We start from the raw sequence: 26,670 nt of genomic DNA on the forward strand, positions 1-26,670 counted from the left end.
GAGTATTTTTTCCTGTGCTAGCTGTGTTCACTTTGAGTTCTGCACCGAATAACTGTATTGCCGTTTACTGATCGGACTTACAGATCAGATGATCTTCATCATTCTCGCCAGCTTCTTCATATATCTTCCACCAGGCATCATACCCAGCTCTTCTTCACCGGGCTTGCTTACAAACAGATATACAATAAAGTATACACCTGCTGCCAGGATCACGGAAATACCTAGGCAGATCACATTGGAATGGATCAGTGCATACAGACCGTAATACACCACTCCCGCAACAACCCCCATCGGGATAGATGCAAGGAACGGGCTTAAATAAGCACTTCTCCATGGATTCTTATAGCCCATATATTTCTTGATGGAACGGTCATTGAGAAGACACATCACAACTGCATAAACGATCTGGGCGATGACAATGGTATAAACGCCAAGATTGGTAAATACCAGAAGCAGGGCCATGGCTATCACATCTGCCACCAGTGCAATGGCTGCATGGATCATCGGGAGCTTCGGCTTGCCGATTCCCTGAAGTACACCGTTGGTGATATTGGAGTTGCCATTCAGGATAATGGTGATTCCTCCCAGGATCAGAAGCTGTCCGCCTACGCCATTGGTTCCCGGGAAGATCAGTCTCGTGATCGGTCCGGAAAGAACTGCAAGACCTACTGCCGCCGGAATGGATATCAGCATACTGATCCATGTGGCACGGTCTGTCTTCATATTTGCACCTTCAATATCGTGCATTGCATAATGCGCGGAAACCTCAGGGATCATAGATGTCGGTGCTGTACTTGCCAGGGTAAGCGGGATATTGATCAGCGTCATATAATATCCGTACTCGGAATACAAGGTCTGGATCACGTCCTTGGCAGCACCCTTGATATCCATGATACCGGAATACATATAGCTGTTGATATATCCGTTTACATTATAAATAAAAGCACTGAGAATGATCGGCATGATGATGAGCACGATATTACTCATTACATGACCCATACTCTCATTTACAGAATGGCGGTCATTGACGATCCTTTTCCGGATGATCTTACGGTTTACCCCATAAACGATCAGCATAAAGATCAGCGCGGAAGCCACACCTGCTCCGGTACCCATGGTAGCACCTGCCGCACCCCAGCGATGGACCAGATCCATATCTCCTGTTGCGAAAAAATGCTGGATAAATACATGTGACATCAGAAGCGCAAAGGTTGCCACAAAGATCTGCTCAATGATCTGCGAGATCGATGTAGGCATCATATTGCGGTATGCCTGGAAATATCCACGGAATACACCACAGAGACCGGACATGAAAATTGTGGGTGCAAGCATCTGCAGTGCCAGACGGGCGTTAGCCATACTGTCCGGAACCAGGATTCCTGCACCAAATACACAGATCAGCGCCACGATACCGCCGGCAACTGCCGCATAGATCAGTGCACCGTAAAATACTTTCTGTGCATCTTTATATCTGTGAAAAGCGATCTTTTCCGCCATGATCTTGGATACCGCCTGTGGAATACTGAAAGACGCGATCATCAGCAGAATGAAATATACATTCTGTGCAAACTGGAAAAGTGCAAAACTCTGGCTTCCCAGTGTGGTTGAAAGCGGGCTCTTGTACAGCATTCCGATGATCTTGGAGATCAGCGCCGCAACCATAAGAAAAGAGGCGTTTTTCACAAGTGTGTTATCATTTTTTTTACCCATTTTACTTTCCCTAACTTAAATATTCTCAATCTGCCAGTCAACAGGTTCTACCCCATTGGCTTTCAAAAATTCATTAGCCTTGCTGAAATGCTTGCATCCGAAAAATCCCCGGTAGGCAGAAAGGGGACTTGGATGTGGTGCTTCCAGGATCAGATGCTTCGGATTATGAAGCATGGATGCCTTCATCTGAGCAGGCCGCCCCCAGAGAAGAAACACGATCGGGCGATCCTCCTGGTCCAGGATCCGGATGGCCGCATCAGTAAACTGTTCCCAGCCGATCCCTCTGTGGGAATTGGCCTGATGTGCACGTACAGTCAGCACTGTGTTCAAAAGAAGCACGCCCTGCTTTGCCCATTTTTCCAGATTACCGTTGTTTGGGATATAACATCCCATATCATCCTCAAGTTCCTTATAAATATTCACCAGAGATGGCGGTGTTTCCACACCTTTTTTTACGGAAAAGCAAAGCCCATGAGCCTGTCCGTCATTGTGATAGGGGTCCTGTCCCAGGATCACAACCTTTACCTGATGCAGAGGCGTAAAATGAAACGCATTGAACATATCTTCCGGCGGCGGAAAAATCTTTCTTGTTCTGTATTCTGTCATCACGGTTTTATAAAGTTTGGCATAGTAGGGCTGATGAAACTCACCTTTCAGTGCCTCCTGCCAGTCTCCTGCTATAGGAGCCATATCTCTCACCTCTCATCCAACTTATCTTCTCACGGAAATTCCTTTTTCCGCAAGGTAATCCTTCACTTCCCGGATCTCCAGCTCTTTGTAGTGGAACAGAGATGCTGCCAGTGCCGCATCTGCTCCGCCTTCTGTCAGTGCATCATAAAAATGCTCCAGGGTTCCGGCACCACCGGAGGCGATCACCGGGATGGAAACCGCATTTGCAACGGCTCTTGTAAGTTCAATATCATACCCGGCCTTGGTTCCGTCACAGTCCATGCTGGTAAGAAGGATCTCACCTGCGCCAAGTTCTTCCACCTTCTTTGCCCATTCAAGAGCATCAATACCGGTATCCAGTCTTCCGCCATGTTTGTAGATATTCCAGCCGCCCTCCTGTCTTCTCTTGGCATCAATGGCAACTACTACACACTGGCTTCCGAATTTCTGTGCAGCCTCATGGATCAGCTCCGGACGGTCGATAGCTGCGGAATTTACAGAAATCTTATCTGCACCTTCACGGAGAAGCTTCCGGAAATCATCTACGGTACGGATTCCTCCGCCTACGGTAAACGGGATAAATACGTTGGCTGCAACAGCTCTTACCATATCCACCACGGTATCACGCTCCTCGCAGGAGGCAGTGATATCAAGAAAAACAAGCTCGTCCGCACCGGCTGCATCGTAAGCTTTGGCAATTTCCACCGGATCTCCGGCATCCTTAAGATCAACAAAATTCACGCCTTTTACTACACGTCCTTTATTTACATCCAGACATGGAATGATTCTTTTTGTAAACATGATTATGCCTCCTTTCCGGTGCCTGACTCAAGAGCCGCAAAATTCTCAAGGATCTTCAAGCCCCACCGGCTGCTTTTTTCCGGATGGAACTGACACGCAAATACATTTCCCTTCTCCACAGACGCATGGATGCATGTGCTGTACTGAGTGGTCGCTTTCACGATCTCTTCCTCCTCTGCCTGAAGATAATAGGAATGTACAAAGTAAACGTATGTGTTTTCCGGAATACCTTTAAATAATCTTCCGCTGTTCTGAATATGCAGGGAATTCCAGCCCATATGCGGGATCTTCAATCCCGGACTTGGCGGGATGCGCAGGATTTTCCCCTTCAGGATTCCAAGACCTTCCACTCCCGGTGTCTCATCACTGCTCTCAAAAAGCAGCTGCAGTCCCAGGCATATCCCAAGAAAGGGCGTTCCCTTTTCCACGATCTCATGTATTACCGGAACAAGTCCGTATTTTTTGAGATTTTCCATAGCATCACCAAAGCTTCCAACCCCCGGAAGGATTACTTTATCTGCTTTCAGAAGCACCTGGGGATCTCTTGAGACGACAGTCTCCTGTCCCAGATACTGAAGTGCTTTTTCCACACTTTTGATGTTTCCTGCATCATAGTCAATGATTCCTATCATAATAATGCTTCCTCCTGCTCTTTTGTATCTCGATATTCCTCTCTCACCTTCGATTTACATTGCTTTAGTATAACGCAAAAACAGGCGGTTGCAAAGACTTTTCTCTGCTGCCGCCCATTTTTTCACATTATCACGGTAAAGTTTTATTATTTCCGGTCCAGTGTAAACCAGAATTCCACGCCATTATCAAAGTTCTGCACGCCATATTCCTGGTTCATGCTTTCCATAATGGCCTTTACAATGGATAAACCGATACCGCTTCCGCCGTATTCCCTGGTTCTCGCTTTATCAACTTTATAAAATTTATTCCAGAGATTCGGTACATCTGCCTCAGGGATCGGAGTCCCTGTGTTAAACACACTGATCTTCACACGGTTACCCTCATCCTGCAGCTTGATCTCGATTTCTTTCTCTCCCTCCAGATGGTTCAGGGCATTGCTTACATAGTTTGTCACAACCTCTTCGATCTTAAACTCATCGGCCCATACATAAACCGGCTTCTCCGCCTCAAAGATCACTTTTGCATTCTTCTGCCCGATCATGATATTCATGGTCTGAAGCACGCCGCGGATCAGGGATACGATATCAAACCGCTCCATTACAACTGCATCTTTGCCGGATTCCAGCTGATTCAGTGTGAGAAGATTTTTTACCAGTTTATTCATCTTGGAGGCTTCATCCATAATGACATCGCAATAGAACTCTCTGCTCTCAGGATCATCAGAAATATTTTCTTTTAATCCTTCTGCATAGCCCTGGATCAGGGCTATGGGAGTTTTCAGTTCATGGGATACGTTATCCAGAAATTCCTTTCGCATCTTGTCGATCTTGATCTTGTCCTCAATGTCGCGCTGCAGTTCATTATTTGCAGATTTCAGTTCACTGATGGTAGTCTCCAGCTGTGAGGACATCCGGTTGAAATTATCTCCCAGAACATCGATCTCATTGCCGACCTTGCTCTCGTATTTTGCCTCAAAATCCAGATCTGACATTTTTCTGGAAAGTTCCGTAAGCTCACTGATGGGACGGGTGATCCTCCTGGTCACGACCATAATGACCAGACCACTTAAGATTATGATCATCAGACCTACCGCAAAGTAAAACTTATTGGAAATATCAGCGCTCTCCCGGATGCTCTCAAGGGGTGTCCTTATGATAAAATAATGTTCCTCATCCAGCTGTCCCCAGCATTCCACATAATCCATTCCCGCAAACCGGTCATGCGACTGCTGGATGGTATAATTGTCACCCTGCTTCAAGGTCCGGCTCTTATCTCCGTCCTCATCCAGATCATAGACATATCCGAACAGCTTGCTCTGAAGCATTTTTTCATTTTCGCCCCAGGAAAGCCAGCTGGTATTGCTGCTGTCAATGATAACCCAGGAAAGATTGTTTCTGGAGCAGGCTCTCTGGATCTCATCGGGAATACTCTCCATACCTTTCGAGCTATTGCTGTTCATCATCTTGTCAATATCTGTATTTTCCAGAGTTGTTCGGAGATTCAGAAGTACATCGATCTTTTTTGTCACATAATATTTTTCAAGAAAGGCTCCGTTGATCACGGTAATAGTCAGAATGGATAAAAACAGCAGACCGATAAAGTATGCTGTGATCTGATGGCGGAGACTGTGGATCTTTTTTATTTTTTCCTTCGGTTTTTTCATTCTCCTACCTCAAACTTATAGCCCATCCCCCAGACTGTCTTGATATACTCGCCCTTATCGCCCATTTTACTTCTCAGTTTTTTGACATGAGTATCAATGGTTCTGGCATCTCCGAAATAATCATAATTCCACACAGAATTCAGGATCTTTTCTCTGGAAAGAGCGATTCCCTCATTCTCCAGGAAATAAGTCAGAAGCTCAAATTCCTTGAAGCTCAGATCCATCGGTTTATCATCTACCGTTGCCTGATGCGCTGCCTTGTCAATGACAATCCCACCTGCTGAAAGTATCTCATCTGGGTTGCTCTGTCCCGTTCTTCGAAGAATGGCTTCTACACGTGCTACAAGGATCTTGGGGCTGAAGGGTTTGGAGATATATTCGTCCACCCCGAGTTCAAATCCCAGAAGCTCATCACGCTCATCTCCTCTTGCTGTCAGCATAATGATGGGAACCTTGGAATTTTTGCGGATCTCACGACATACTTCCCAGCCATCCATCTTCGGCATCATCACATCCAGGATCAGAAGCGCAATGTCCTTTTCTTTATAAAAAATATCCATGGCCTCCTCACCGTCACCGGCTTCCAGTACCTGGAAATTCTTTTTGGTGAGAAAATCCTTTACCAGTTTTCTCATTCTGCTCTCGTCATCTACTACAAGAATTTTTAATGCATCCATTCTATCTTCCTCCGTTTCTCAGTCGCTGTTCCGGACAGCTGCTGACAGCCCGAAATGCTCTGTATCATCCCTCTTTACAAAAAGCTGAGCTTTTACTTCCGTTTCATTCTAAAGCGGATATTTCCATTCCGCTTTGCTACTGCTCATAATATATCACAGGTTTGTGTTGTGTGTGTGAACGTAATTTCATTTTTTTAATTTTATCCGCAAAAAAGGAGAACCCTCTAAAAGGATTCTCCGATCTTTTCTCCCATGAATACTCTTGTTTCAATTCCTTCACAGGAATTGTTTAAAATATCTTCATCTGGCTTTACCGCATTTTTTTCGGTGATCAGCACAATGGTGGAGCCTCCGAAAGCAAAATTTCCTTTTTCGTCTCCCCGTTTCACAAATGCTTTCCCTGGCCGGTTTTCGATCCTTCCGACAAGAAGAGCACCTACCTCCATCATCAGCACGGTACGGAAATTCTCTGTTTTCAAAAGAGAATACTCTCTGCTGTTTTCCTTGTAGATCGGATAGGCATCGTTGGCCACGGGGTTGACTGTATGCAGGATCCCCGGGATCCTGATGCGTCCGGACTCCGCCGCATTGTCCGGATAAATATATCTGTGATAATCCTGAACACAGAGACGAAGCACCCACACATAGCCACCCTGATATCTTTTTCCAAGAGAAGGATTCCTGAGAAGCTCATCTATGGTATATTCGGTCTGTTTGATATGAAGACGGGCTTTTTCATCTACCGGATACACACTCACCCTGCAGTCACAGGGACTGATAAAATGTCCCGGTTCCATATCAATATGGCGGGCACCCTCCCGGATCTTCCGCTTGAAAAAATCATTGTAGGAAGTATATTTACGCTTTTCATAATCACTCATATCCAGATGATTGAACCGTATAAAGGGTTTCACCGCTGCTGCCGAAAGCCTGGAATCCAGAATCCATCCCATGGCAATGGAAACAACAGGAGTGACCAGCGGCCGGATCAGCATGCGTCCGGCTACAGAACCGTAGATTTTTTCCAGAAGGTTGTTCTGAAAGGAATCCTCCTCTGTAATATGCCCCATTCTGTCCGCTGTCCGGATCATAGATTACCCCCTCTCTCCATGGAAAGCTTATAGAGATAATTGAACTTCCACCATCCTTCGTTGTAGAAAAGTACAAGAAGAACTGCCACAGCAACTACCGCAACAATGATCACCAGCTCCCTGTTGGTGGGCTTACGGAATTTAAAATCCAGGATAAACAGAAGTCCTACCGTCAGCATTGCGATATGAAGGAGCACCACAAACCATTTATACTCCGGAAAAAGCAGGGATACCACAAATAGAAGCGGCAGGACCACAGACATGGATGTGATGGGAAGTCCCTGATAATATTTTCGGTTTTCGGAGGTTTCATTCTGACGTTTTTCCTCCATAACATTGAAGTATGCCAGACGGATCAGGCCTGCCAGACCGTAAAATAAAAGAATAGCTATTCCGTAAATATGACACATTCCAAGCTTAAATCCTAGCACAATGGGAAGGATCCCGAAACAGACGATATCTGCAAGGGAATCGATCTGGATCCCGAAGCATTTCTCTTCCTCCGTTCTGTTCTTCTTAGTTCTTGCGATCTTTCCGTCAAACATATCGCACAGTCCGGAAAATGCAAGACAGCACACCGCTGCTGAAATATGGTACGTCACAGCGCAGAAGATTCCGATCATGGAAGAAACTACGCTTATGTAAGTCATTATTACCGTGTAATCATAAAATCCTATCATTTGCACACCTCTTTTTTCTTTTTCATGTCAGGCTATATTCACAGTCCCACAGGAGACTTACCTGATCTGGGTCAAGCAGATCTCCGCGATCTGCATTCGATCAAATCTATTCAGGATTCCTTTTTTCCGATAGTGAGCTGAGCCACCGCAGTAAACACCGCACTGATCAGCAGCTCTCCGTAATATCCCAGCCCTCTGCTAAGCACCATTCCCGGAAGCAGCAGGCCACCGAATACCGGACTGAAAATGGTAAGAAACAAAGTCTCACTGATTCCCATTCCTCCCGGAAGCGGCAGCATATCCACAGATACCGATATCACTGCCTGGAGAAAAAGGATATCCCAGAAACCGGTTCCATGGAGTCCAAAAGCCTGATATACGAACCAGGTTACTGCAAACAGTGCCATACGCTGGATAAAAGTGATCTCTATTACTTTAACGATCACCAGCGGATTATTCTTCAGATATGCCGCAGTATTTCGGTAAGTATCCATGGAAGCTTCCAGTTTTTTCATCCGTCCCTCTTTTTTCCTCATCAGATGAAACCGTTCCAGAAGATTCATGCCCTTCATCAGGATCGCTTTTGCCAAAAGCGGATGAAATACCAGAATGGTCATAAAAGTGACACAGAAGATATTCAGCATCAGCCCCAGATAAAACACCGGCAGGATTCCTTCCAGATATTTGTGAAGAAATCCTCTTCCGAAAATCGCGATCCCAATACCGATCACCACAAGCACCAGCTTATAGGTAATCGTCACGATCATCAGGATCACCGTTGACACCGGAATGGAAATCTTCTCTTTTTTCATATAGTAGATCTGCATGGGCTGTCCGCCGCTGGCGGATGGTGTGATACAGCTGAAAAAGAATCCTACAGACGAAAACAGAAAGCAGGTTCTTTTTTTCAGATGGATCCCGCTGGAACGCATCATATACCAGATAATGATGGATTCCCCCCAGATAAAAAATGCTACCAGTGCAACTCCCGGAAGCAGCCACCGTTTATCTGCCCTATGTATGGCATCCATCATGGAAGACAGGTCTTCTCCGTGAAAAACGCCGTAGATAGTCAGGGCAAAAACTACTGCCAGGAACACTCCGTTAAATATGATCTTTTTTCTGCTCTTCATCACTTGACACCTTCTGTATAGCTGTTGATCTTCTTTTCAATTTTAGTTCCAAACCGTTCATAAATATGCCAGAGTTTTGTTTTCTGTCCCAGAATAAAGCATACCTGAGCCAGGATCACACCACCTGCCACATCCACAAGTACATGCTGCTTGGTAAAAATGGTAGACAGAAAAACCAGCACAGCCAGTGTAAACGATACCCCCTTATACCATGTCGGAATTCTTTTCTGATCCTTGATCCCCAGAAAACAGAACCAGCTTACCAGACAATGGATAGATGGAAACAGGTTATCTGCCGCATCAATGAAATACAGCCAGCCGGCCAGCAGATCCCAGATTCCGTTTCCTTCGATCACCGGTCTTGTATTGGTAGTGGGATATGCCAGAAATATGATCAGACACACACAACGGGATATAATATCCGCAGTAAAAAAACGGTAAACCTGTTCCCGCTCCTGCCTTGCCGCAAGGATATAATTCACTGCCCAGAATACATAACAGCCAAAATAGATAATCAAAAACTGCGGCACAAATGGGAGCCGCAGATCAAGATTACTTTCTATATTGTGATGATACCAACCGCCTGCGATCGCCCTTGAACCGGAATATACAAGACAGTTAAATACAAATGAAAAAACAAGGGGAAAAAGCCCGTACGCAGGTACGATCCCTGTTACATATTTCCAAAAACGTTTCATAAATTCACGCCTCATTATTTTATTGATATCAGGAATAAAACATATTCTTCTCCTGCTAACATCTGCTAGTCACAGTATAACAGTCGGGGCGTATGGTTTCAACTAAATATGGAAAGTTTAAGAATTGTTAAGATTTGAGTTCAGTTATTTTTTCTTTTTTGTTCATACTTTTTTCAGAATGACGTCACAGAATGACCACAAAATATGAGTATATTATTAGATGTGCAAAGGGTACTACCTTTGATAACACTTTTTTCTTTTTCATACTGCCGGGGCTACCTCCAAACAAAGCCCCGGCCTCCTTCCTTTTTATTTTCCCATTTTTTAATTATGCCATGCAAGACGTACACTGGATGGATGTACTTCTTTTGTCATCCAGTCCACATCGTTGGTGATCCAGTCCATGATCCCGAGCTGGCGTGTCTCCCATGCGATGGTTGCCTCTCTTGCTTCCGGTGTTTCTTCCACTTCCATGGTTGTGTCGATCTCATCATATCCAAAAATATATCCGCCCGCACTCCAGATGCTGAAGTTGCTGTCCGGGCCCGGATCTATTGTTTCGCCTCTCTGCGCCACAAGTCCGTCATGACGGGCTTTATATTCTTCCTCACAGCCGTCTTTTAATTTTGTCATGAACATTCTGTGGCGGATCAGCTCTTTGTTTTCTCTCACAACACCAAAATTATGATACATCAGGCGCATGTCTTTTCCAGGAGTAGAGATCCAGGTAAAAGTATCTCCGATCTTTTCAGTCAATGCTGCCTTTACTTTCTCCTCTTCCGGAGAAATCACCTCTCCGTCTGCATTTTCGTAATATCCGAAGATCAGGTCTGCCGCATTCCAGATGCTGAAATTATGGATGCCGTTACGGTCAAGATATGCAGTAAGCTCCGGCCAGATCTCGCCTAAGTTCTTACGGTAATCATTCATTTTTCCTTCTTTTACTTTCATTGCAAAAGCATGTCGTTCCATTTATGCTATCCCCCTGTTTTGATGATCCTGTGCTATGTTTTCCACTATGAGCAGATGTAGTTCTTCTGCCCTCATATGATTTGATTCTATCACTTTTATTTTGTTTTTACAATTATGAGGGTAGGATTTCCGATCACTGTTCACAGGTAATGTTACTGTTCACTCCGTTCTCAGCAACACGCTTCGCGATGCACAGGATTTATGCTAATCGCATAAATCCGCGCGGTATGTCTCGGGTTTTCTGTGACCTTCGCTCACAAAAAACACCTCGCGGAATATTACCAGTGAACAGTAACCAGATAATATTCCGCAAAGCATGTTGCCTGACACAAAGTTATCCGTAACGATTCCCTGAGATGCTCAGGCAAGATACAACATGACCATCAGTGGCATGGTTATGATACTTACCAGCGTTGTCATTACATTGATGGTGCTGGCATAGACCGGGTCCTGATCGTAGAGCTGTGCCAGCTGTACAACCGTTGTTGCCGACGGTGTGATCACTGCCATCAGACTGATAAGCAGAATGGTTTTTCCATCCTTTACCATTGAAGCCAAGGGCAGATACTTCAAAAACAACAGTATGAGCAGCGGAGTCACCACCATTTTCAAGATCGTGATCAGATAGATCCTGGAATGGCTGAAAATATCTTTCCATTTTACCTCCGTCATGGTCATTCCAAGCATGATCATACATACAGGTCCCAGGGTGGCTGAAATCTGGCTCATGGTGTTTCCAAGGATCACCGGCAGTCTAATCTGCGTGAAGAACAGAACGATTCCAAGGATAATAGCGATCAGATTGATGTTGCAGAGGATTTTTTTCCAGTTGATGCCGGCCTTCGCCTCCATCAGCGACTGTCCGTGGGTCCACATCAGGATCATCTGCACACTCAGGAAAGCACTGGCATAGATCACCCATTTTTCACCAAGAACTACCGTTACAAGAGGGATCACCAGATTTCCGGAATTGGAATAGATGATGGATTCTTTTTCTACCACACTTAATTTCAGTGGCTTGCCGATGATCTGTACAAATACCAGAAGAAAAATATGGATCAGGATGGCTGCTGCCACTGCCAGAAGGAAGCCATTCCGGATGCTTCTGGAATATTCGATCTGAAAAGCATTGATCATTACACAGGGCATGATGATGTAGATACAGATGACTGAAAGTGTCCTGCTGCTTTTTGCATCGATAAGTCCGCATTTTACCACTGTAAATCCACAGGACATCATCAGAAAAAATACGATGATCTGCTGCAATAATTGTAAAGTTATCATTTTTTCTCCCCTCCGAACGCGTCAGCTCTGTCCGATCTCTTTCAGGGCTGTCTGAAGCTGCGCGTCTTCTTTATGTGTAAGTTCTGTCCAGTCTGTGATGTCTCCGGAAAGCTCTGCTTCCACATCCGGAGTGATTCCTTTTTTGTTGATATCATTGCCCTTTGGCGTAAAATATTTTGCGATGGTGATCTTTACCGCACTGCCATCGGTAAGAGGCTGGATGGTCTGCACCACGCCCTTCCCATAGGTAGTTGTTCCTACAATCGTTCCAATCCCGTAGTCCTTTACCGCCCCCGCAAAGATCTCCGATGCACTGGCACTGTTTCCGTTTACCAGAACAGCCAATGGCATGTCCAGTTCATTTTTTCCGTCGCAGGTCTCCTCTTCCCTTTTTCCATTTTTGTCCTCTGTATAGACGATCAGTCCTTCCGGAAGAATCTGGCGTAGCACGCCGCAGACTGCAGTAAGAAGGCCTCCCGGATTATCACGGAGATCCACAACCAGCTTCTTCATTCCCTGATCCTTCAGATCTGCAAATGCTTTTTTATACTGATTGCTGGTCACCTCAGAAAATTCGGAGATCCGGATATAGCCGGTGTCTTCGGAAAGCATCTCATGGGAAACGGTCTGGATCTCCACATCCCGGATCTCCACTTTGACATCCCGGGTTTTCTCTTCGTTTTCCCGCTGTATGGTCAGCATTACGGAAGCATTCTCACTGTCACGGACCATGGAAGCAATATCTGAAGTTTCTTTGTCTGTAACATCAGCTCCATCTACTGCCTTGATCACATCTCCCTTTCTCAGTCCCGCCTGTTCTCCAGGGCCGCCCTCATAAAGCTGTATGATCTTTGCCCCTCCGGTGTCATCCTTCTGAAGAACGGCACCGATCCCTACGTAGGAGCCTTCATTGGAAGTATTCAGCTCTTTATACTGTTCTGCTGTGTAATAGGTGGAGTACGGATCCTTCAGGCCGGCAAGCAGGCCAGCATAAAGCCCCTCACGCAGGCTGCTTTCGTCTTTTTCATCCAGATATTCTTCATCGATCAGTTCTTCCAGGTAATTCAGCTTCTGAACCGTTTTCACATCGGAAAGCGCATTGCCTTTCGGAAACAGTACTTTCTGATAGCTGGTAAAAACAGCGCCTGTCACAACCAGCGTTGCTGCCACTCCAATGGCTATACCTTTTTTGAATTCTTTATTTTTCATATTTTTCCTTTCTTCTGCACAGCCGGCAAAGCCGATAAGATCACAGATTTTCTGTACTCCTCTGTGCGCCGTTCGGTTTCTATATACCGAAAACGGCTGCCGATATTCCGACAGCCGCTGTATATCTTATGATCACACATCATGCGGATACATAAGATTCTCTGCTATTTGGTTATACTCTGAGATGTTTTCTTGTTGTGAAAAAGCTTCCCAAAAGACCGATTCCCACACCAAGTCCAAGTCCCATGGGAACCAGACCCTCATAAATCTGCCAGATCGGAATGAAATCCACGATTCCTGTCAATACATTGAATTTTGTCAGAATAAACTCTACAGCGGAATTATACAGGAAAAACAGGCAGATCAGCGGTATCGCCGCACCGATCACACCGAGGATCATACCTTCCAGAAGGAATGGCAGTCGTACAAAAGCATCTGTAGCTCCTATGTATTTCATAATTCCGATTTCTTCCTTGCGGACAGAAATACCCATAGATACTGTATTGCTGATCAGGAATATGGAAATGATCAAAAGGATTACGATCACGGCAATCGACACATAAGAAACCAGCTTGTTAATGGAACCAAGTGTCCTGGATGCCTGTTCAGACTGATTTACCTTCCGGACATGTTCCAGTCCCTGGATATAATTCACCAGTTCTGTCTGCTTGGTAATATCATTAAGATATACCTGATAATTGGATGAATTGGCAAGAGGGTTATCATCTTTAAATCCATCTGCCGCATCTTCATCTCCAAAATATTTCTGTTTGTATTCTTCCCATGCCTGATCTGCGGACTGATAGTCCATCCTGGCCACTTCCGGCCTGGACTGAATGGCATCGCCGATCGCCTGGATCTCTTCCTCTGAAGTGCCCTCATCAAAGAATACTGTGATCGGTACTTCTTCTTCCACCTTATGGGCAATATTACCGACGTTGTTCACGATGGAATAGAAAATGCCTACCAGAAAAATGCAGGCTGCCATCGTGATGATACATGCCAGGGAAAACATCCAGTTTCTTTTTATATTCTTAAATCCCTGCTTCAGGGTATACCAGATCGTACTAGGCCTCATGATATCCTCCCTCTTTCTCATCGCTGATGATCTTGCCGTTGTGCATGGTGACTACTCGCTTGCGCATGGCATTGACGATGTCCTTATTGTGGGTGACTACCAGAACTGTGGTTCCTCTGTCATTGATCTGCTCCATCAGAGCCATGATCTCTTCGGAGGTTTTCGGATCCAGGTTTCCGGTCGGCTCATCTGCCAGAAGGATGTCCGGGCGGTTTACCAGTGCTCTGGCAAGAGCAACTCTCTGCTGCTCACCACCGGAAAGCTCATCCGGGTATGCCTTATACTTTCCTGCAAGTCCTACCTCCTGGAGAACCTCCGGCACACGTTTGCGTATCACACGGGTAGGTCTTCCTATGACACGCTGCGCAAATGCTACATTCTCATATACATTACGGTCTTTTAAAAGACGGAAATCCTGAAATACTACCCCAAGCTTTCTGCGATACTTGGCAACGCGTCTGTGTTTCATCTTCTCCAGACGTTCCCCGCTGACTGTAATCGTTCCGCTGGTAGAATCCAGTTCTTTCATCAGAAGCTTGATCAGTGTGGATTTACCGGAGCCACTGCTTCCTACTACAAATACGAATTCCCCTTTATCAACATGTAAGTTCGCATGATTCACAGCCGGAAGACCCGGGCCGTAAGATTTGCTCACATCTACAAGATCGATCATATATATCCTCCTCTATATTATAAAAGCATAACTTTCTTAATTTTTTTGTAACATTATTGTAATATATATTCTGTTTAAATGCAAGAATAAATTTCCCGGGCCCTACAACTGTTACTGTTCACGTTACTGTTCACTCCGTTCTCAGTAACACGCTTCGCGATGCACAGAATTTATGCTGATCGCATAAATTCGCGCGATATGTCTCGGGTTTTCTATGACCTTCGCTCACAAAAAACACCTCGCGGGACATTACCAGTGAACAGTAACCTGTTCACTCTATTCTCAGTAATGCGCTTCGCGGAATATTACCAGTGAACAGTAATCAACAGCCCTCTTCAAATTATTTATTTTAACGTAAAAATACCAAAATTACAATAGAGTCATGGATGTTATCTGTGAAGTTCATGTGAATTCGTTACTGCTCACTCCGTTCTCAGTAACACACTTCGTGAATGCTTCCAAACAGGAGGGACATTTACACAATATTCCATGATGAAAAACGCTCATACAAAAACTGCCGCCTATTCCGGGAAGGAATAAGCGGCAGTTTAAAAGTTCTAATATGTTGCCTTAATATATCAAACTATCATCCTGCATTCCGAATGCTATTAATACTCTAATGTCTCCATATATTTCATATATCGAACAACCATCAGCGCGATCTTAAATGTAATGGCATCCTCAAACACTCTCAAATCAAGGCCTGTACTCTTCTGGAGTTTATCCAGACGATATACCAGCGTATTTCTGTGGATATACAGCTGACGTGAAGTTTCAGATACGTTCAGACTGTTCTCAAAGAATTTATCGATGGTGACAAGTGTCTCCTCATCGAAATCATCCGGAGATTTGTTGTCAAAGATCTCGCGGATAAACATCTTACACAGAGGAATAGGCAGCTGATAGATCAGGCGTCCGATTCCAAGTGAGCTGTATGCGATAACTTCCCTGTCTCCGAAGAAGATCTTGCCTACATCAAGGGCCATACGCGCTTCTTTGTAGGAACGTGAAACTTCTTTCAACTCATTGACAATGGTACCGTATGCCATGTGGACATCCTCACCATCTTTATTCAGATCCAGAGTATCCATAATCGTATGAGCCAGCTTATCCATCTCCGGATAGCCCTCTCCCTCTTCCAGTTCCTTGACTATAATGATGCTCTTCTCATCAACAGCAGTGATAAAATCTCTGCTCTTTCCGCCAAAAAGGCTTTTCACGCTCTCTACAGAGCTGTGATCTTTCTCCTGGTTCAGTTCCAGGATCATAACTACACGACGGACATCTGCTTCAATATGAAGCTTCTTCGCTCTGTTGTAAATATCCACCAGAAGAAGATTATCAAGAAGAAGATTCTTGATAAAGCTGTCTTTGTCAAAACGCTCCTTGTACGCAACGATCAGATTCTGGATCTGGAAGGCTGCAAGCTTGCCTACCATATAAGTATCCTCATCATCTCCGTGGGCTACCAGGACATATTCCAACTGATAATCATCACAGACCTTAAAGTACTGAAATCCCTTGACAAGCTGGCTGTCCGCCTGGGATTCTACAAAAGCCTGGATATCTGCCGGCTGGATTTCAAAATCAGAAAAGGTAGACGCAAGTACCTTGCCGTCTGTGTCAATGACACAAAATTCCGTCCTTGATATTTCTTTAAGTCCCTCGAGCGTATTCTGTAACACCTGATTCGATATCATTCCGTTCAATCCCTTCTCACTTATGTGTATGCTTATCTTCTGTCTTTCCCTCTCTATCTATGGCTATTTTAATACAAAATCACCAAAAATGAAAGAGTAAAACTGAAAAAATTTACAAATTTTTGTTGAAATCCGCCTAATTTTTCTCTATAAAACCTTCTCCATGAACTTCTCTTGCATCGGAAACGATCACAAAAGCGTTGGGATCAATATCATCTACCAGCTCTTTCAGCTTCACAATTTCCTTTTTGTTTACCACACAGAAGATGATCGTCTTCTCCTGACCGGAATACATCCCCTTGCCACAGATCCCTGTCGCTCCGCGATCCAGGTCTTCCATAATGACTCTGGCAACCTCATCCGGCTTCTCCGTGACGATAAATGTCTGTTTGGAAAACTTCAGACCTTCGATCAGACTGTCGGATACTTTTGTTACCAGATAAACCGCAATGATGGCATACAGGGCCCGCTGGATACCGAACACATACATTCCTATGATCACAATAAGTCCATCAATAAACTGCATGATCTGTGCGATGGAATAATGACGCATATACTTCTGGATCAGTGCTGCCATCATATCCGTTCCGCCTGTGGTTCCCTGTCCAAGGAAAACCATTCCAATGCCGATTCCCAGGATCACACCACCGTATACAGCAGCCAGAAGGAGATCATCTCCCGCAATATTCCACACCGGCTGAATGGCAAGCCAGGTTGAGAGGGAGATCTCACCGACCAGAGCTTTTTTTACAAAGGAAAAGCCTTTGATCCGCCATCCCAGAAAAAACAGCGGAATGTTCAGCGTGATATTGGTAAGCCACAGCGGAACCCCGCCATCTATGATCTCACCGGTCCAGTGCTTCACCAGGATCGCTATACCGGAAAAGCCGCCTGTTACCAGTCCGGTTGCATCAAAAACGGAATTGATGGCAAGTGCCATCAGCCCGGTTCCTACTATGATCAGAAGATAATCCAGATACCAGTCCTTTTTTTTCACAAGACTCATAAAGTGCTCCTTTCATTTTTTACAGCAATTCCCGGAATTTACGTCTTGAAATGTCCTCAATATTTCTATTCCGCCCCGGAAATGCTATAGTATCATATGACAACTGCATCAGTTTCCCGCACTGACGTGTCATAAAAAGAACGGGACCGTACACTATTCTGCGTCCGTTCCCGTTCTCCATGCTATTTTTCTGTCTTTTTATTTATAAAATGAACAAATTCATAGCTTTCCATTATCTGAAAGTATTTTACGATTCTCGGATAAAGCGGTTCTGCCTTATCTCCGAAATGCTCTTTCACCAGCAGGGCAAGCTCCTGCACGGTTTTGGCTCCATCGATCTCAGGCCAGATAAAAGTTCCCATTTCATCAAGATGAACCTTGGAAAACCTTGGCTTGCCAAAAACCTTCTGCGCGATGGTATTGAACATACCCTTATTCTCTATCTCAAGAATGATCCGCTGCTTCAGGTCCCGGTGCCACCGGATCGACTGGTTTGTTTCCGGGATCAGATCAAGATAGTTGATATCCTGTTTCTTATCCTTTTTGTTTTTTCTCATCAGGCTTTCTTCTTTCTCCAGATAGAGAATTTAAGCAGTGACAGGATCATGATGATCATCAGCACAACACCGCCGATATTTCCAAGGTTTACAACGCCGGACATATCAAGGCTGATACCGACAACTGCAAAGATCGCAAGAAGAATTCCAACAAGACCCTCGCCGGCGATCATACCAGCACAGTAGAGAGTACCATCTGTGGCCTGAGCTGTCTTGGTTTTTTCGTCAACACCTTTTCTGCGGTCAAGTAATCCACGAACAATACCACCGATCATGATGGTTGCGTTCAGGTAGATTGGAAGGTAAAGACCGATTGCGAAAGGCATTACCGGGATACGGAGGATCTCAAGGCAGATTGCAAGGAATACACCTACAAATACAAGTCCCCATGGAAGGTTTCCGCCCATGATTCCCTCAACAATCATCTTCATAAGCTGAGCCTGTGGCGCAGGGATCTCTGCTGTACCGTAGCCCCATGCTGCATCCAGAAGATACAGAACACCGCCGATAGCAAGACCGGAAACAACAACACCGAGCATCTCGCCCATTTGCTGCTTCTTAGGTGTAGCACCAAGAAGGTATCCTGTCTTAAGGTCCTGAGAGGTATCACCGGCGATCGCTGCGATGATACAGATAACAGAACCAACAGCGATCGCTGCTGTCATTCCGTCGATACCTGTTTTACCGGAGCTCTTGATCGCAAATGTAGCAATCAGAAGAGTAGCGATAGCCATACCGGAAACCGGGTTGTTGGAGCTTCCTACAAGACCTACCATACGGGAAGATACTGTTGCAAAGAAGAATCCAAAAACTACGATGATAACTGCACCAAGAAGAGTTACCGGGATTGCCGGAACGATCCAGATGATAAATACCATTGCTATAACACCGAGAAGGATGAACTGCATCGGAAGATCCTGTGCGGTTCTCTCTGTGCTTGTGTTCTTGCTTCCCTTCATGCTCTTCATGGAGTCACGGAAGGTTGTAACGATCAGCGGCAGGGATTTGATCAGGGAAATGATACCACCTGTTGCGATAGCACCTGCGCCGATATATTTAACATAAGTAGACCAGATTGCTGCTGCTCCGCCGTTTGCGTAAAGCTGGGCAATGGTCGTTCCCTCTGCTGCCGGATACATCCATGTATCAGGTCCGAACAGGCAGATCAGCGGAATGATGACCATCCAGCCGATAAGAGAACCGGTAAACATGTAGGATGCGATCTTCGGTCCTACGATATAACCAACACCGAGAAGTGCCGGATAAACCTCCATACCGATCTCACCCTTGAAGGATTTAAATGCTGCAGAAACATCTGCCGGAAGAAGCTTCAGTCCATCAACAACAAATTTGAAGACAGCTGCAAGTCCCATACCGGAGAATACTGTGGAAGCATTTGCTCCGCCTTCCTCACCGGCAAGAAGAACGTCTGCGCAGGCAGTTCCTTCCGGATAGAGAAGAGTTGCATGCTCTTTAACAATGAGGGCATTACGAAGGGGTACCATGAAAAGTACACCAAGGATACCACCGCAAAGTGCGATCAGAGTGATCTCAACGATGCCTGGTTTGCTTGTAAGTCCTTCCTCTGCCCAGAGGAACAGTGCAGGCATGGTGAAGATAGCACCTGCTGCAAGAGACTCACCGGCTGAACCGATAGTCTGGACCATATTGCTCTCCAGAATGGAGTTTCTGCGAAGAATCACGCGGATAACACCCATGGAGATAACTGCCGCCGGAATGGAGGCAGATACTGTCATACCAACACGAAGACCAAGGTAAGCATTGGCTGCGCCGAAGATGACAGCAAGAATACATCCCATGATCACAGATGTAACTGTGAGCTCCGGAGTGATTTTCTCCGCAGGAATGTAAGGTTTGAACTCTGTGTTTTTGTTCATATTTCCTCTCCCTTTATCTAGTAAATTAGTAACGTTATATAGTATAGCAAATTTCGCAGTATTTTGCAAGAAATTATATCTGAGATATTATATATTATTTACAATTTTCTGTATAATTATAAGCAAATAATTGGTCACTATGCAGCTTTTATGCTAACATAGTGACCTTATTCCTTACAATTGAATATTATACATTTAAAATAAAATACTTTTTTTTTTCAGTTGTCCGTTTCCAGCTGTTTTGTCAGATATCGTCCTACGATCTTTGAGAAATTTCCGATATCCCGGATATAGGCAAAATCCTTTCCAAAAATCTTCTTTTCCGCCGGAAGATCCTTCTCTTCACCTGCAAATACCCCCAGAACACTGACGCCCTGGCTCCGAAGACGCCGCACCTCTGTTGCAGTATCTGAAATGGCATATTTTCCCTGATAAGGGGCCGGATTTTTTGCATTGGGGCGGTTTATGATCACATCGTAGGGACGTCCGTCACTTAAGATGATCAGGATCTTTTTTTCCTCTTCCCTCTGCAAAAGACTGTATCCCGCTGCTTTTATGGCAAGCCCGTCCCGATTATTGGAGGAAGTCACATAATTGAAAATATCCTCATCTGCCGAAACCGGATCATCATATTCCCGGAACCTGTGCAGGATCGTATGATCCCAGAATGTGCAGTAGCTCATAACCCGATGAGGGATTTCCACATTGCTCAGGGCAGAGCTGATCATATAAGCCTGCAGTGCCACATCTCCCTGTCGGCTCATCTGTGAACCACTGGCATCGATCAGTATATCCACCACAAAATCCGTATTGTCTCCACGAAGAATCCTCTTGAAAAGATTTGCCTCACCGCTTCTGCCTATACGCCACAGCCTAGAAGGAACGATAGTTCCCCGGTCTGATAGGACTTCCTGATTTTCACTTCGGATCACCAGTGCTTTTTTCAGGAGTTCAGTCAATATGGCAATATTTCGTTTTGCAATTCTGTGCTTGTCATGATAGATCCATATGTTCTTATTACGCAGACGCTTTGCATACTGGTACTGATAATTATCACGAACCGGATTTTTCAGGATTCCTTCTGTAAAATACAGGCTGCAGTCTCCGTGTATTCCCCGGCACATAAGATGGTTCATTCTTTTTTCTTCCGCAGGTGTGAGATAGGTTTTTCCAAAATTCAGTTCCACATAGGTATGAGCTTTCTGAAGAGCTTCCTCTGAAATCACCGTGATCTTGTTTTTCACCTTACGTTTTTCTTCCATATCCTGTGTCAGCGAGGAATCTTCAATATCTGTCATCCGGTCTGTGAGCTTTTCCACATAATTTTCCAGAGCTTCCTCATACATCTCTTCATTAAGGTAGTCTTCCCAGCCAAATTCCGTCAGTTCTTCCAGCGTCACCGCCATTACCCGTTCAAGGGAACCGTTTTTCTTCTCAAAGTCCGGATCGATGACCGCATTATAGAGGCTGTCGATGATCCGAATCAGTTCCATGGTATCTCTGCTTTCTGCGCAGGCATAGATCTGATCCCGGAATGCAGACAGTTTTTTCTCCAGAGGCTGTACGCTTCCTGTAAGTACATCACGGAATACTGCAATTTTCAGCCTATCTAACAACTTATCGTAGAAAGGCAGGGTTTCATATTCCTGATCCAGGATATCTTCCAGAGCTTTTTTTCTCATGCGGCGAACCCCGGGGCGCTCTTCACAGATCCGCTCTCCCACTGCCGCTTCGATACAGAGCTGTGTCAGCCCGGTCAGCTCCGTCTCAGAGGCATCCAGATAGATTTTTTTTACAAGATAAAGGCCAATCAGATTTTTGTCAAAATATCTGGCAAAAGCCCCCTGTTTGATCCCATCGTAAAGAGCGATCTCTTTTGAGCGGAGAAACAGCGATACATCCGGCTTCACATCCAGTGTATAGTCGCCGCTTACCGTCCAGAGGAGATTACGGATCCGGTTTTCCAGCTCCATCTTGTAATCTTCTATAGAAAGTTCTTCTGTCAGATCTTTATGCATAGACATCGTCCTTCGTCCACTCTTCCGGGATCCTTGTACGGACTACATCGTCCACGATCTCCTTTTCAAAAATATCGAAGGTTTTGTTCACCACTCCCATCTGCACTGCTGCCAGGGGAGAAAGTCCTGCACGAACGATCTTCATAGCAGCCAGAAGACCTCGAAGATCCAGCGCTTTTGTGGAGATCTCACTGTTTACGGATTTCTTCTGAAGATCCATAAATACACCGATAAACTGTTCCACTGCCTTTTCCTTTGCCTCCGGGAACATTTTGCGGAAAATAAATCCCAGGGTTTCTTCTGTCTGCGCTGGCATATCGATCACCAGGAAACGAGAAACCAGAGCTTCGTTCAGCTCCTTTGTTCCTGCATATCCGTAGTTCATGGTTCCGATAAAACGTGCCGCAGGATGAAGGTCGATCCGGTCATAGCCCGGAACATCAATGGAGCGGCGATAGTCCAGAGTTGCATGAAGGACAGAAACCGCATCGTTCTTTGCCATATTGATCTCATCCAGAATACCGAAGCCACCATACTCGGCACACTGATAGATGCTGCCCTTTCGGAGGCAGACTTCATTGTTTACAAAGGTATCCGTTCCGATCAGATCTCCGCTGTTTGTATTGACATGGAAAGATACATTATAAACCGGACGGCCAAAAGCATATGCCAGATTTTCTGCCAGGATATTTTTACCCGTAGCCTTTGGGCCTGCAAGAAGAAGATTTTCTCCTTCCAGAAGTCCTGCAATGGCCATTTCCAGGATTTCTTTTCCGTAGAACGGTATGGACGGTCTGGTAACTCTGGCTGCAGCCCCCTCGTCAACGTTATAATTTTTTCGAAACTCCTCGATGCCGTGGATCAGGCTTTCGGAAACGTTCTGTTCTTTTAAAAATTCTAATTCTATCATATATACTTACTCCTGAATCTGATTGAATGCCGCAGATATCCTCATCCGCAGTTATTATATGATCCTATGACGGATAACCGCTTACAGATTTTTTCTCCGCCAGGTAAAAAACGGGACAGATCTTACATCTGTCCCGTCATTTGATTTCAAAGATGCCGCTGCACCCAGGGAACATCTCTTATTTCCTGATTTTATTTAACCGATCATACCTCAAAGATCAGATCACCGTAGGATGGCATCGGCCACATATCTTTATCTACGATCATCTCAAGCTCGTCTACAGGTTTTCTTAAAGCCTGCATTGCCGGTACCACGCTCTCTCTGAAGAATACAGCACGGTCACGTCCCTCTTCATGGGATTCCGACTCAGCGATCAGTCCGGAAAGCTTATCCATAGCTGTCTTGGTCTCAGCAAGAAGTGCGGAGGTTTTTTCCAGAAGACTTGTCTGTACACTGACATCAAGCGCTGCGCTCACTGCCTTCACAGAATTGATGGACTCTGCAAGAACCGTTGTATAACGGATCACTGCCGGGATGATCTGCTTGGTAGCTACATCCACCATGGTCTTGGCCTCAATGTTGATAGCCTTTGCATAGCCTTCATACTGGATCTCTGCTCTGGACTCAAGCTCTGCTCTTGTAAATACATTAAAGGATTCAAAAAGCTTCACAGCCTTATCTGTAGTCAGCGCAGGAATAGCATCTACCATGGACGGAAGGATCGGAAGTCCACGTCTCTTTGCCTCTGCCTCCCACTCTGGTGCATATCCGTTTCCGTTGAATACAATACGCTGATGCTGGATCGCATACTCCTTGATCAGGTCATGTACTGCAGTATCAAAATCGTCTGCTGCTTCCAGACGGTCGCATGCATCGCGAAATACTTCTGCTGCAATCGTGTTCAGAACTACGTTGCACTCGGAAATGGAATCACGGGAACCAACCATACGGAACTCAAATTTGTTTCCTGTAAACGCAAATGGTGATGTTCTGTTTCGGTCTGTAGCATCCTTCATGAAATCCGGAAGTGTCTTAACACCGGTATCCAGGATCTCGCCGGTCTTACTGTGTGTGGCGGTACCTGTGCTGATCAGCTGCTCCAGAACATCCTGAAGCTGCTCACCAAGGAATACGGAGATAACTGCCGGCGGTGCCTCGTTTCCTCCGAGACGTTCATCGTTTCCAACGTCTGCTGCAGACTCTCTCAGAAGATCTGCATGCTCATCAACGGCTTTCAGGATACAGGTGAGAACAAGAAGGAACTGGATATTCTCATGAGGAGTTTTTCCCGGCTCAAGAAGGTTGATCCCGTCATCCGTTGTCAGGGACCAGTTGTTGTGCTTACCGGAACCGTTAACTCCTGCAAACGGTTTCTCATGAAGCAGGCAGCGCATACCATGGCGGCTTGCAACTTTTTTGAGGATACGCATCATGATCTGGTTGTGATCTGCTGCAATATTTACCGGTGCGTAGATCGGTGCCAGCTCATGCTGTGCAGGTGCAACCTCATTGTGCTGTGTCTTTGCTGTTACGCCCAGCTTCCAGCACTCCTCGTTGACTTCCTTCATGTATGCGGAGATTCTCTGACGGATGGTTCCGAAATAATGGTCATCCATCTCCTGTCCCTTCGGCGGCATAGCACCGAAAAGAGTTCTTCCTGTATAGATCAGATCTTTTCTCTGGAGCCATTTCTCCTTATCAACCAGGAAATACTCCTGCTCAGCTCCAACGGAAGGAGTTACTTTTTTTGATGTTGTATTTCCGAAAAGGCGAAGAAGTCGAAGCGCCTGTGTATTGACCGCTTCCATGGAACGAAGAAGCGGTGTTTTCTGGTCAAGCGCCTCTCCTGTATAGGAGCAGAATGCTGTAGGGATACATAAGATCCCGCCGGCTGCGTCATGACGTACAAAGGCAGGTGATGTGCAATCCCATGTTGTATAGCCTCTTGCCTCGAATGTTGCACGAAGTCCTCCGGATGGAAATGAGGATGCATCCGGTTCACCCTTGATCAGCTCCTTGCCAGAAAAGCTTAAGAGTACCTTTCCATCCTCTCTTGGCGCTGTGACAAATGCGTCATGTTTCTCGGCAGTAACACCTGTCAGCGGCTGAAACCAGTGACAATAATGAGTAGCACCTTTCTCAATAGCCCATTCCTTCATCTCATGTGCAACCACATCAGCGATCTCCATGGACAGCTCCTTACCCTCTTCTATTGTCTTTTTCAGTTCGCGGTATACCTTCTTCGGCAAACGGTCCTGCATAACAGAATCGTTAAATACATCGCAGCCAAAGATTTCCTTTACGTTGATATAATCTCCCATTTCTTCCTCCTTTTCGTTCCTGTATATCCAGTCTTTCTTATGAGGAAAGACATTTTCACCTCTGTATGATCACCTTGTCTTCGGATACTCGGATCATTCTTCGCTCTTCTGGGTAATCTCCTTGATCTCCTGCATTTTCTGGTTCAGCCGGCTTTTTTTCTGTTTCTTACTGCTGGTAAGATAAAGATTCATGGCCTCATGAAGATTATCGATCTCCACACGGGTCTGATCTCCACCGAACTCTCCATCCAGCGTCCACGGAACAGCCTCCTCTGACTCTATCACAACATGCGCAGACTTAAAAGAATAGATCAGATCTGTATTATCCTCTGCAGTAAGAAGCGCAGTCATGATCTCCTGAAGCTCCAGCGGATTCTTCGGATTGGTGATCAGTGTCACCTCAAACAGTCCGTCATTCATATCCACGTTTTTTCCGGTAAGATTCTTAAATCCACCTACAGATCTGGAATTGCTGATCATACCGTAGATAAAATCATTCTCCACAGTCAGCTCATCGGAGGTTACCTTCAGATGATAGGATTTCACCTCAAAAAGCTGCTTCATCCCTTCCAGCACATAGGCAACATGTCCCAGGATATTTTTCAGATCCTGGTCTGTCTCATAGGAAACATTGGTAAACAGTCCAAACGCAGCCACATAGGCAAATGTCTGGTTATTAAATTTACCGATGTCACAGTGATAGATCTGCTCCTCCATGATCATGGAGGCAGCTGCAGTCATACTCTTCGGCATAAACAGACTGTTGGCAAAATCATTGGTGCTTCCTGCAGGGATATACCCGATCGGTGTCTGGCTGCCCACTTCCACGATTCCGGTAACCACCTCATCCAGTGTACCGTCACCTCCACTGCAGGCGATCAGATCTACCTGATCTGCATATTCCTTCACCTGTTCATAAGCATCCTTCGGTCCCTGCGTGGCACGGATGATCACTTCGTACCCACCTTTATTAAAGATATCCACAATGTCCAGCAGATGCATCTTGATTCTTCCTTTTCCTGCTTTGGGGTTGAAAACAAAAAGCATTCTTTTTTTCATTATACAATCCTCATTTCCCGAAATGATTCGTTATGTCTATTCTTTTACTATGATAAAAAAAACGATGTAAAATGTCAATCTTAACTTTTCACATCTGATCTTACCACAGGCAGCCGGAATTTTATAACAAAAAAAGTCCGAAAACCCAATAAAATTGAATCTTCAGACCTTTTGTTAAATAGCGAGAGGGGGATTCGAACCCTCGACACCACGGGTATGAACCGTGTGCT

23 protein-coding genes are annotated in these 26,670 nt (G+C 45.3%); all 23 read right to left on the reverse strand.

The features are described from left to right. Positions 1 to 84: 84 nt before the first annotated feature. The 23 genes from LI091_RS09990 to LI091_RS10100 all read right to left on the reverse strand — a co-directional run bounded on the left by LI091_RS09990 (position 85) and on the right by LI091_RS10100 (position 26,440). Positions 85 to 1,710: a putative polysaccharide biosynthesis protein gene (locus tag LI091_RS09990; RefSeq protein ID WP_265191130.1), complete on the reverse strand. Its 1,626-nt coding sequence runs from the start codon at positions 1,708 to 1,710 to the stop codon at positions 85 to 87. Positions 1,711 to 1,725: 15 nt separating this feature from the next. Further along, a complete protein-coding gene (gene ung / locus LI091_RS09995; RefSeq protein WP_021650805.1) occupies positions 1,726 to 2,400 on the reverse strand; it encodes a uracil-DNA glycosylase in 675 nt (224 codons plus the stop codon). Between the two features lie 21 nt (positions 2,401 to 2,421). Beyond that, complete coding sequence (gene hisF / locus LI091_RS10000; RefSeq protein WP_021650804.1) at positions 2,422 to 3,180, reverse strand: imidazole glycerol phosphate synthase subunit HisF; 759 nt, start codon at positions 3,178 to 3,180, stop codon at positions 2,422 to 2,424. A gap of 2 nt (positions 3,181 to 3,182) precedes the next feature. Next, positions 3,183 to 3,812, reverse strand: a complete 630-nt coding sequence (gene hisH, locus LI091_RS10005; RefSeq protein ID WP_021650803.1) for an imidazole glycerol phosphate synthase subunit HisH — start codon at positions 3,810 to 3,812, stop codon at positions 3,183 to 3,185. 146 nt (positions 3,813 to 3,958) lie between these two features. Further along, positions 3,959 to 5,476: a sensor histidine kinase gene (locus tag LI091_RS10010; RefSeq protein WP_022426553.1), complete on the reverse strand. Its 1,518-nt coding sequence runs from the start codon at positions 5,474 to 5,476 to the stop codon at positions 3,959 to 3,961. Then, positions 5,473 to 6,153, reverse strand: coding sequence for a response regulator transcription factor (locus LI091_RS10015; protein WP_015526981.1), 681 nt, complete (start codon positions 6,151 to 6,153; stop codon positions 5,473 to 5,475). The genes LI091_RS10010 and LI091_RS10015 overlap by 4 nt, the downstream gene beginning before the upstream one ends. Positions 6,154 to 6,377: 224 nt before the next feature. After that, the gene (locus LI091_RS10020; protein WP_265191131.1) at positions 6,378 to 7,244 is read right to left on the reverse strand and encodes a phosphatidylserine decarboxylase; all 867 of its coding nucleotides are present in this window, start codon (positions 7,242 to 7,244) and stop codon (positions 6,378 to 6,380) included. Continuing rightward, complete coding sequence (locus LI091_RS10025) at positions 7,241 to 7,924, reverse strand: CDP-alcohol phosphatidyltransferase family protein (protein WP_265191132.1); 684 nt, start codon at positions 7,922 to 7,924, stop codon at positions 7,241 to 7,243. The genes LI091_RS10020 and LI091_RS10025 overlap by 4 nt, the downstream gene beginning before the upstream one ends. Positions 7,925 to 8,034: 110 nt before the next feature. Next, a complete protein-coding gene (locus LI091_RS10030; protein ID WP_021650798.1) occupies positions 8,035 to 9,057 on the reverse strand; it encodes a lysylphosphatidylglycerol synthase transmembrane domain-containing protein in 1,023 nt (340 codons plus the stop codon). Continuing rightward, the gene (locus LI091_RS10035) at positions 9,057 to 9,755 is read right to left on the reverse strand and encodes a phosphatase PAP2 family protein (RefSeq protein WP_265191133.1); all 699 of its coding nucleotides are present in this window, start codon (positions 9,753 to 9,755) and stop codon (positions 9,057 to 9,059) included. The genes LI091_RS10030 and LI091_RS10035 overlap by 1 nt, the downstream gene beginning before the upstream one ends. Before the next feature lie 324 nt (positions 9,756 to 10,079). Further along, a complete protein-coding gene (locus LI091_RS10040) occupies positions 10,080 to 10,727 on the reverse strand; it encodes an L-rhamnose mutarotase (protein WP_173739622.1) in 648 nt (215 codons plus the stop codon). 360 nt (positions 10,728 to 11,087) lie between these two features. Beyond that, positions 11,088 to 12,011, reverse strand: coding sequence for an AEC family transporter (locus LI091_RS10045; RefSeq protein ID WP_059085353.1), 924 nt, complete (start codon positions 12,009 to 12,011; stop codon positions 11,088 to 11,090). A gap of 21 nt (positions 12,012 to 12,032) precedes the next feature. Then, positions 12,033 to 13,220 carry a S41 family peptidase gene (locus LI091_RS10050; RefSeq protein ID WP_173739941.1) on the reverse strand — a complete coding sequence of 396 codons (1,188 nt, stop codon included), beginning with the start codon at positions 13,218 to 13,220 and terminating at the stop codon, positions 12,033 to 12,035. 172 nt (positions 13,221 to 13,392) lie between these two features. Beyond that, complete coding sequence (ftsX, locus tag LI091_RS10055) at positions 13,393 to 14,298, reverse strand: permease-like cell division protein FtsX (protein WP_265191134.1); 906 nt, start codon at positions 14,296 to 14,298, stop codon at positions 13,393 to 13,395. Continuing rightward, positions 14,288 to 14,971 (reverse strand): cell division ATP-binding protein FtsE, encoded by a 684-nt coding sequence (gene ftsE, locus LI091_RS10060; RefSeq protein WP_015526972.1) that lies wholly within the window; start codon positions 14,969 to 14,971, stop codon positions 14,288 to 14,290. The genes ftsX and ftsE overlap by 11 nt, the downstream gene beginning before the upstream one ends. Positions 14,972 to 15,579: 608 nt before the next feature. Then, positions 15,580 to 16,671 (reverse strand): PucR family transcriptional regulator, encoded by a 1,092-nt coding sequence (locus tag LI091_RS10065; protein WP_015526970.1) that lies wholly within the window; start codon positions 16,669 to 16,671, stop codon positions 15,580 to 15,582. Positions 16,672 to 16,807: 136 nt separating this feature from the next. Continuing rightward, positions 16,808 to 17,677: a YitT family protein gene (locus tag LI091_RS10070; RefSeq protein ID WP_265191135.1), complete on the reverse strand. Its 870-nt coding sequence runs from the start codon at positions 17,675 to 17,677 to the stop codon at positions 16,808 to 16,810. A 182-nt stretch (positions 17,678 to 17,859) separates the two neighbouring features. Next, the gene (locus LI091_RS10075) at positions 17,860 to 18,234 is read right to left on the reverse strand and encodes a PqqD family protein (RefSeq protein WP_021650789.1); all 375 of its coding nucleotides are present in this window, start codon (positions 18,232 to 18,234) and stop codon (positions 17,860 to 17,862) included. Further along, on the reverse strand, positions 18,234 to 20,132 hold the full coding sequence (locus LI091_RS10080; protein ID WP_265191136.1) for an OPT family oligopeptide transporter: 1,899 nt from the start codon (positions 20,130 to 20,132) through the stop codon (positions 18,234 to 18,236). The genes LI091_RS10075 and LI091_RS10080 overlap by 1 nt, the downstream gene beginning before the upstream one ends. Before the next feature lie 218 nt (positions 20,133 to 20,350). Beyond that, on the reverse strand, positions 20,351 to 22,150 hold the full coding sequence (locus tag LI091_RS10085; protein WP_265191137.1) for a nitric oxide reductase activation protein: 1,800 nt from the start codon (positions 22,148 to 22,150) through the stop codon (positions 20,351 to 20,353). After that, positions 22,143 to 23,060, reverse strand: coding sequence for an AAA family ATPase (locus tag LI091_RS10090; RefSeq protein ID WP_015526964.1), 918 nt, complete (start codon positions 23,058 to 23,060; stop codon positions 22,143 to 22,145). Before LI091_RS10090 ends, LI091_RS10085 begins: the two co-directional genes overlap by 8 nt. A 203-nt stretch (positions 23,061 to 23,263) precedes the next feature. Beyond that, the gene (locus tag LI091_RS10095) at positions 23,264 to 25,381 is read right to left on the reverse strand and encodes a glutamine synthetase III family protein (RefSeq protein ID WP_021650786.1); all 2,118 of its coding nucleotides are present in this window, start codon (positions 25,379 to 25,381) and stop codon (positions 23,264 to 23,266) included. A 93-nt stretch (positions 25,382 to 25,474) separates the two neighbouring features. After that, positions 25,475 to 26,440, reverse strand: coding sequence for a diacylglycerol/lipid kinase family protein (locus LI091_RS10100; RefSeq protein ID WP_059085348.1), 966 nt, complete (start codon positions 26,438 to 26,440; stop codon positions 25,475 to 25,477). Between the last annotated feature and the right edge of the window lie 230 nt (positions 26,441 to 26,670).

Origin of the sequence: Blautia sp. MSK20_18 (genome assembly GCF_020553125.1) — a bacterium.
Taxonomy (GTDB): domain Bacteria; phylum Bacillota; class Clostridia; order Lachnospirales; family Lachnospiraceae; genus Blautia_A; species Blautia_A fusiformis.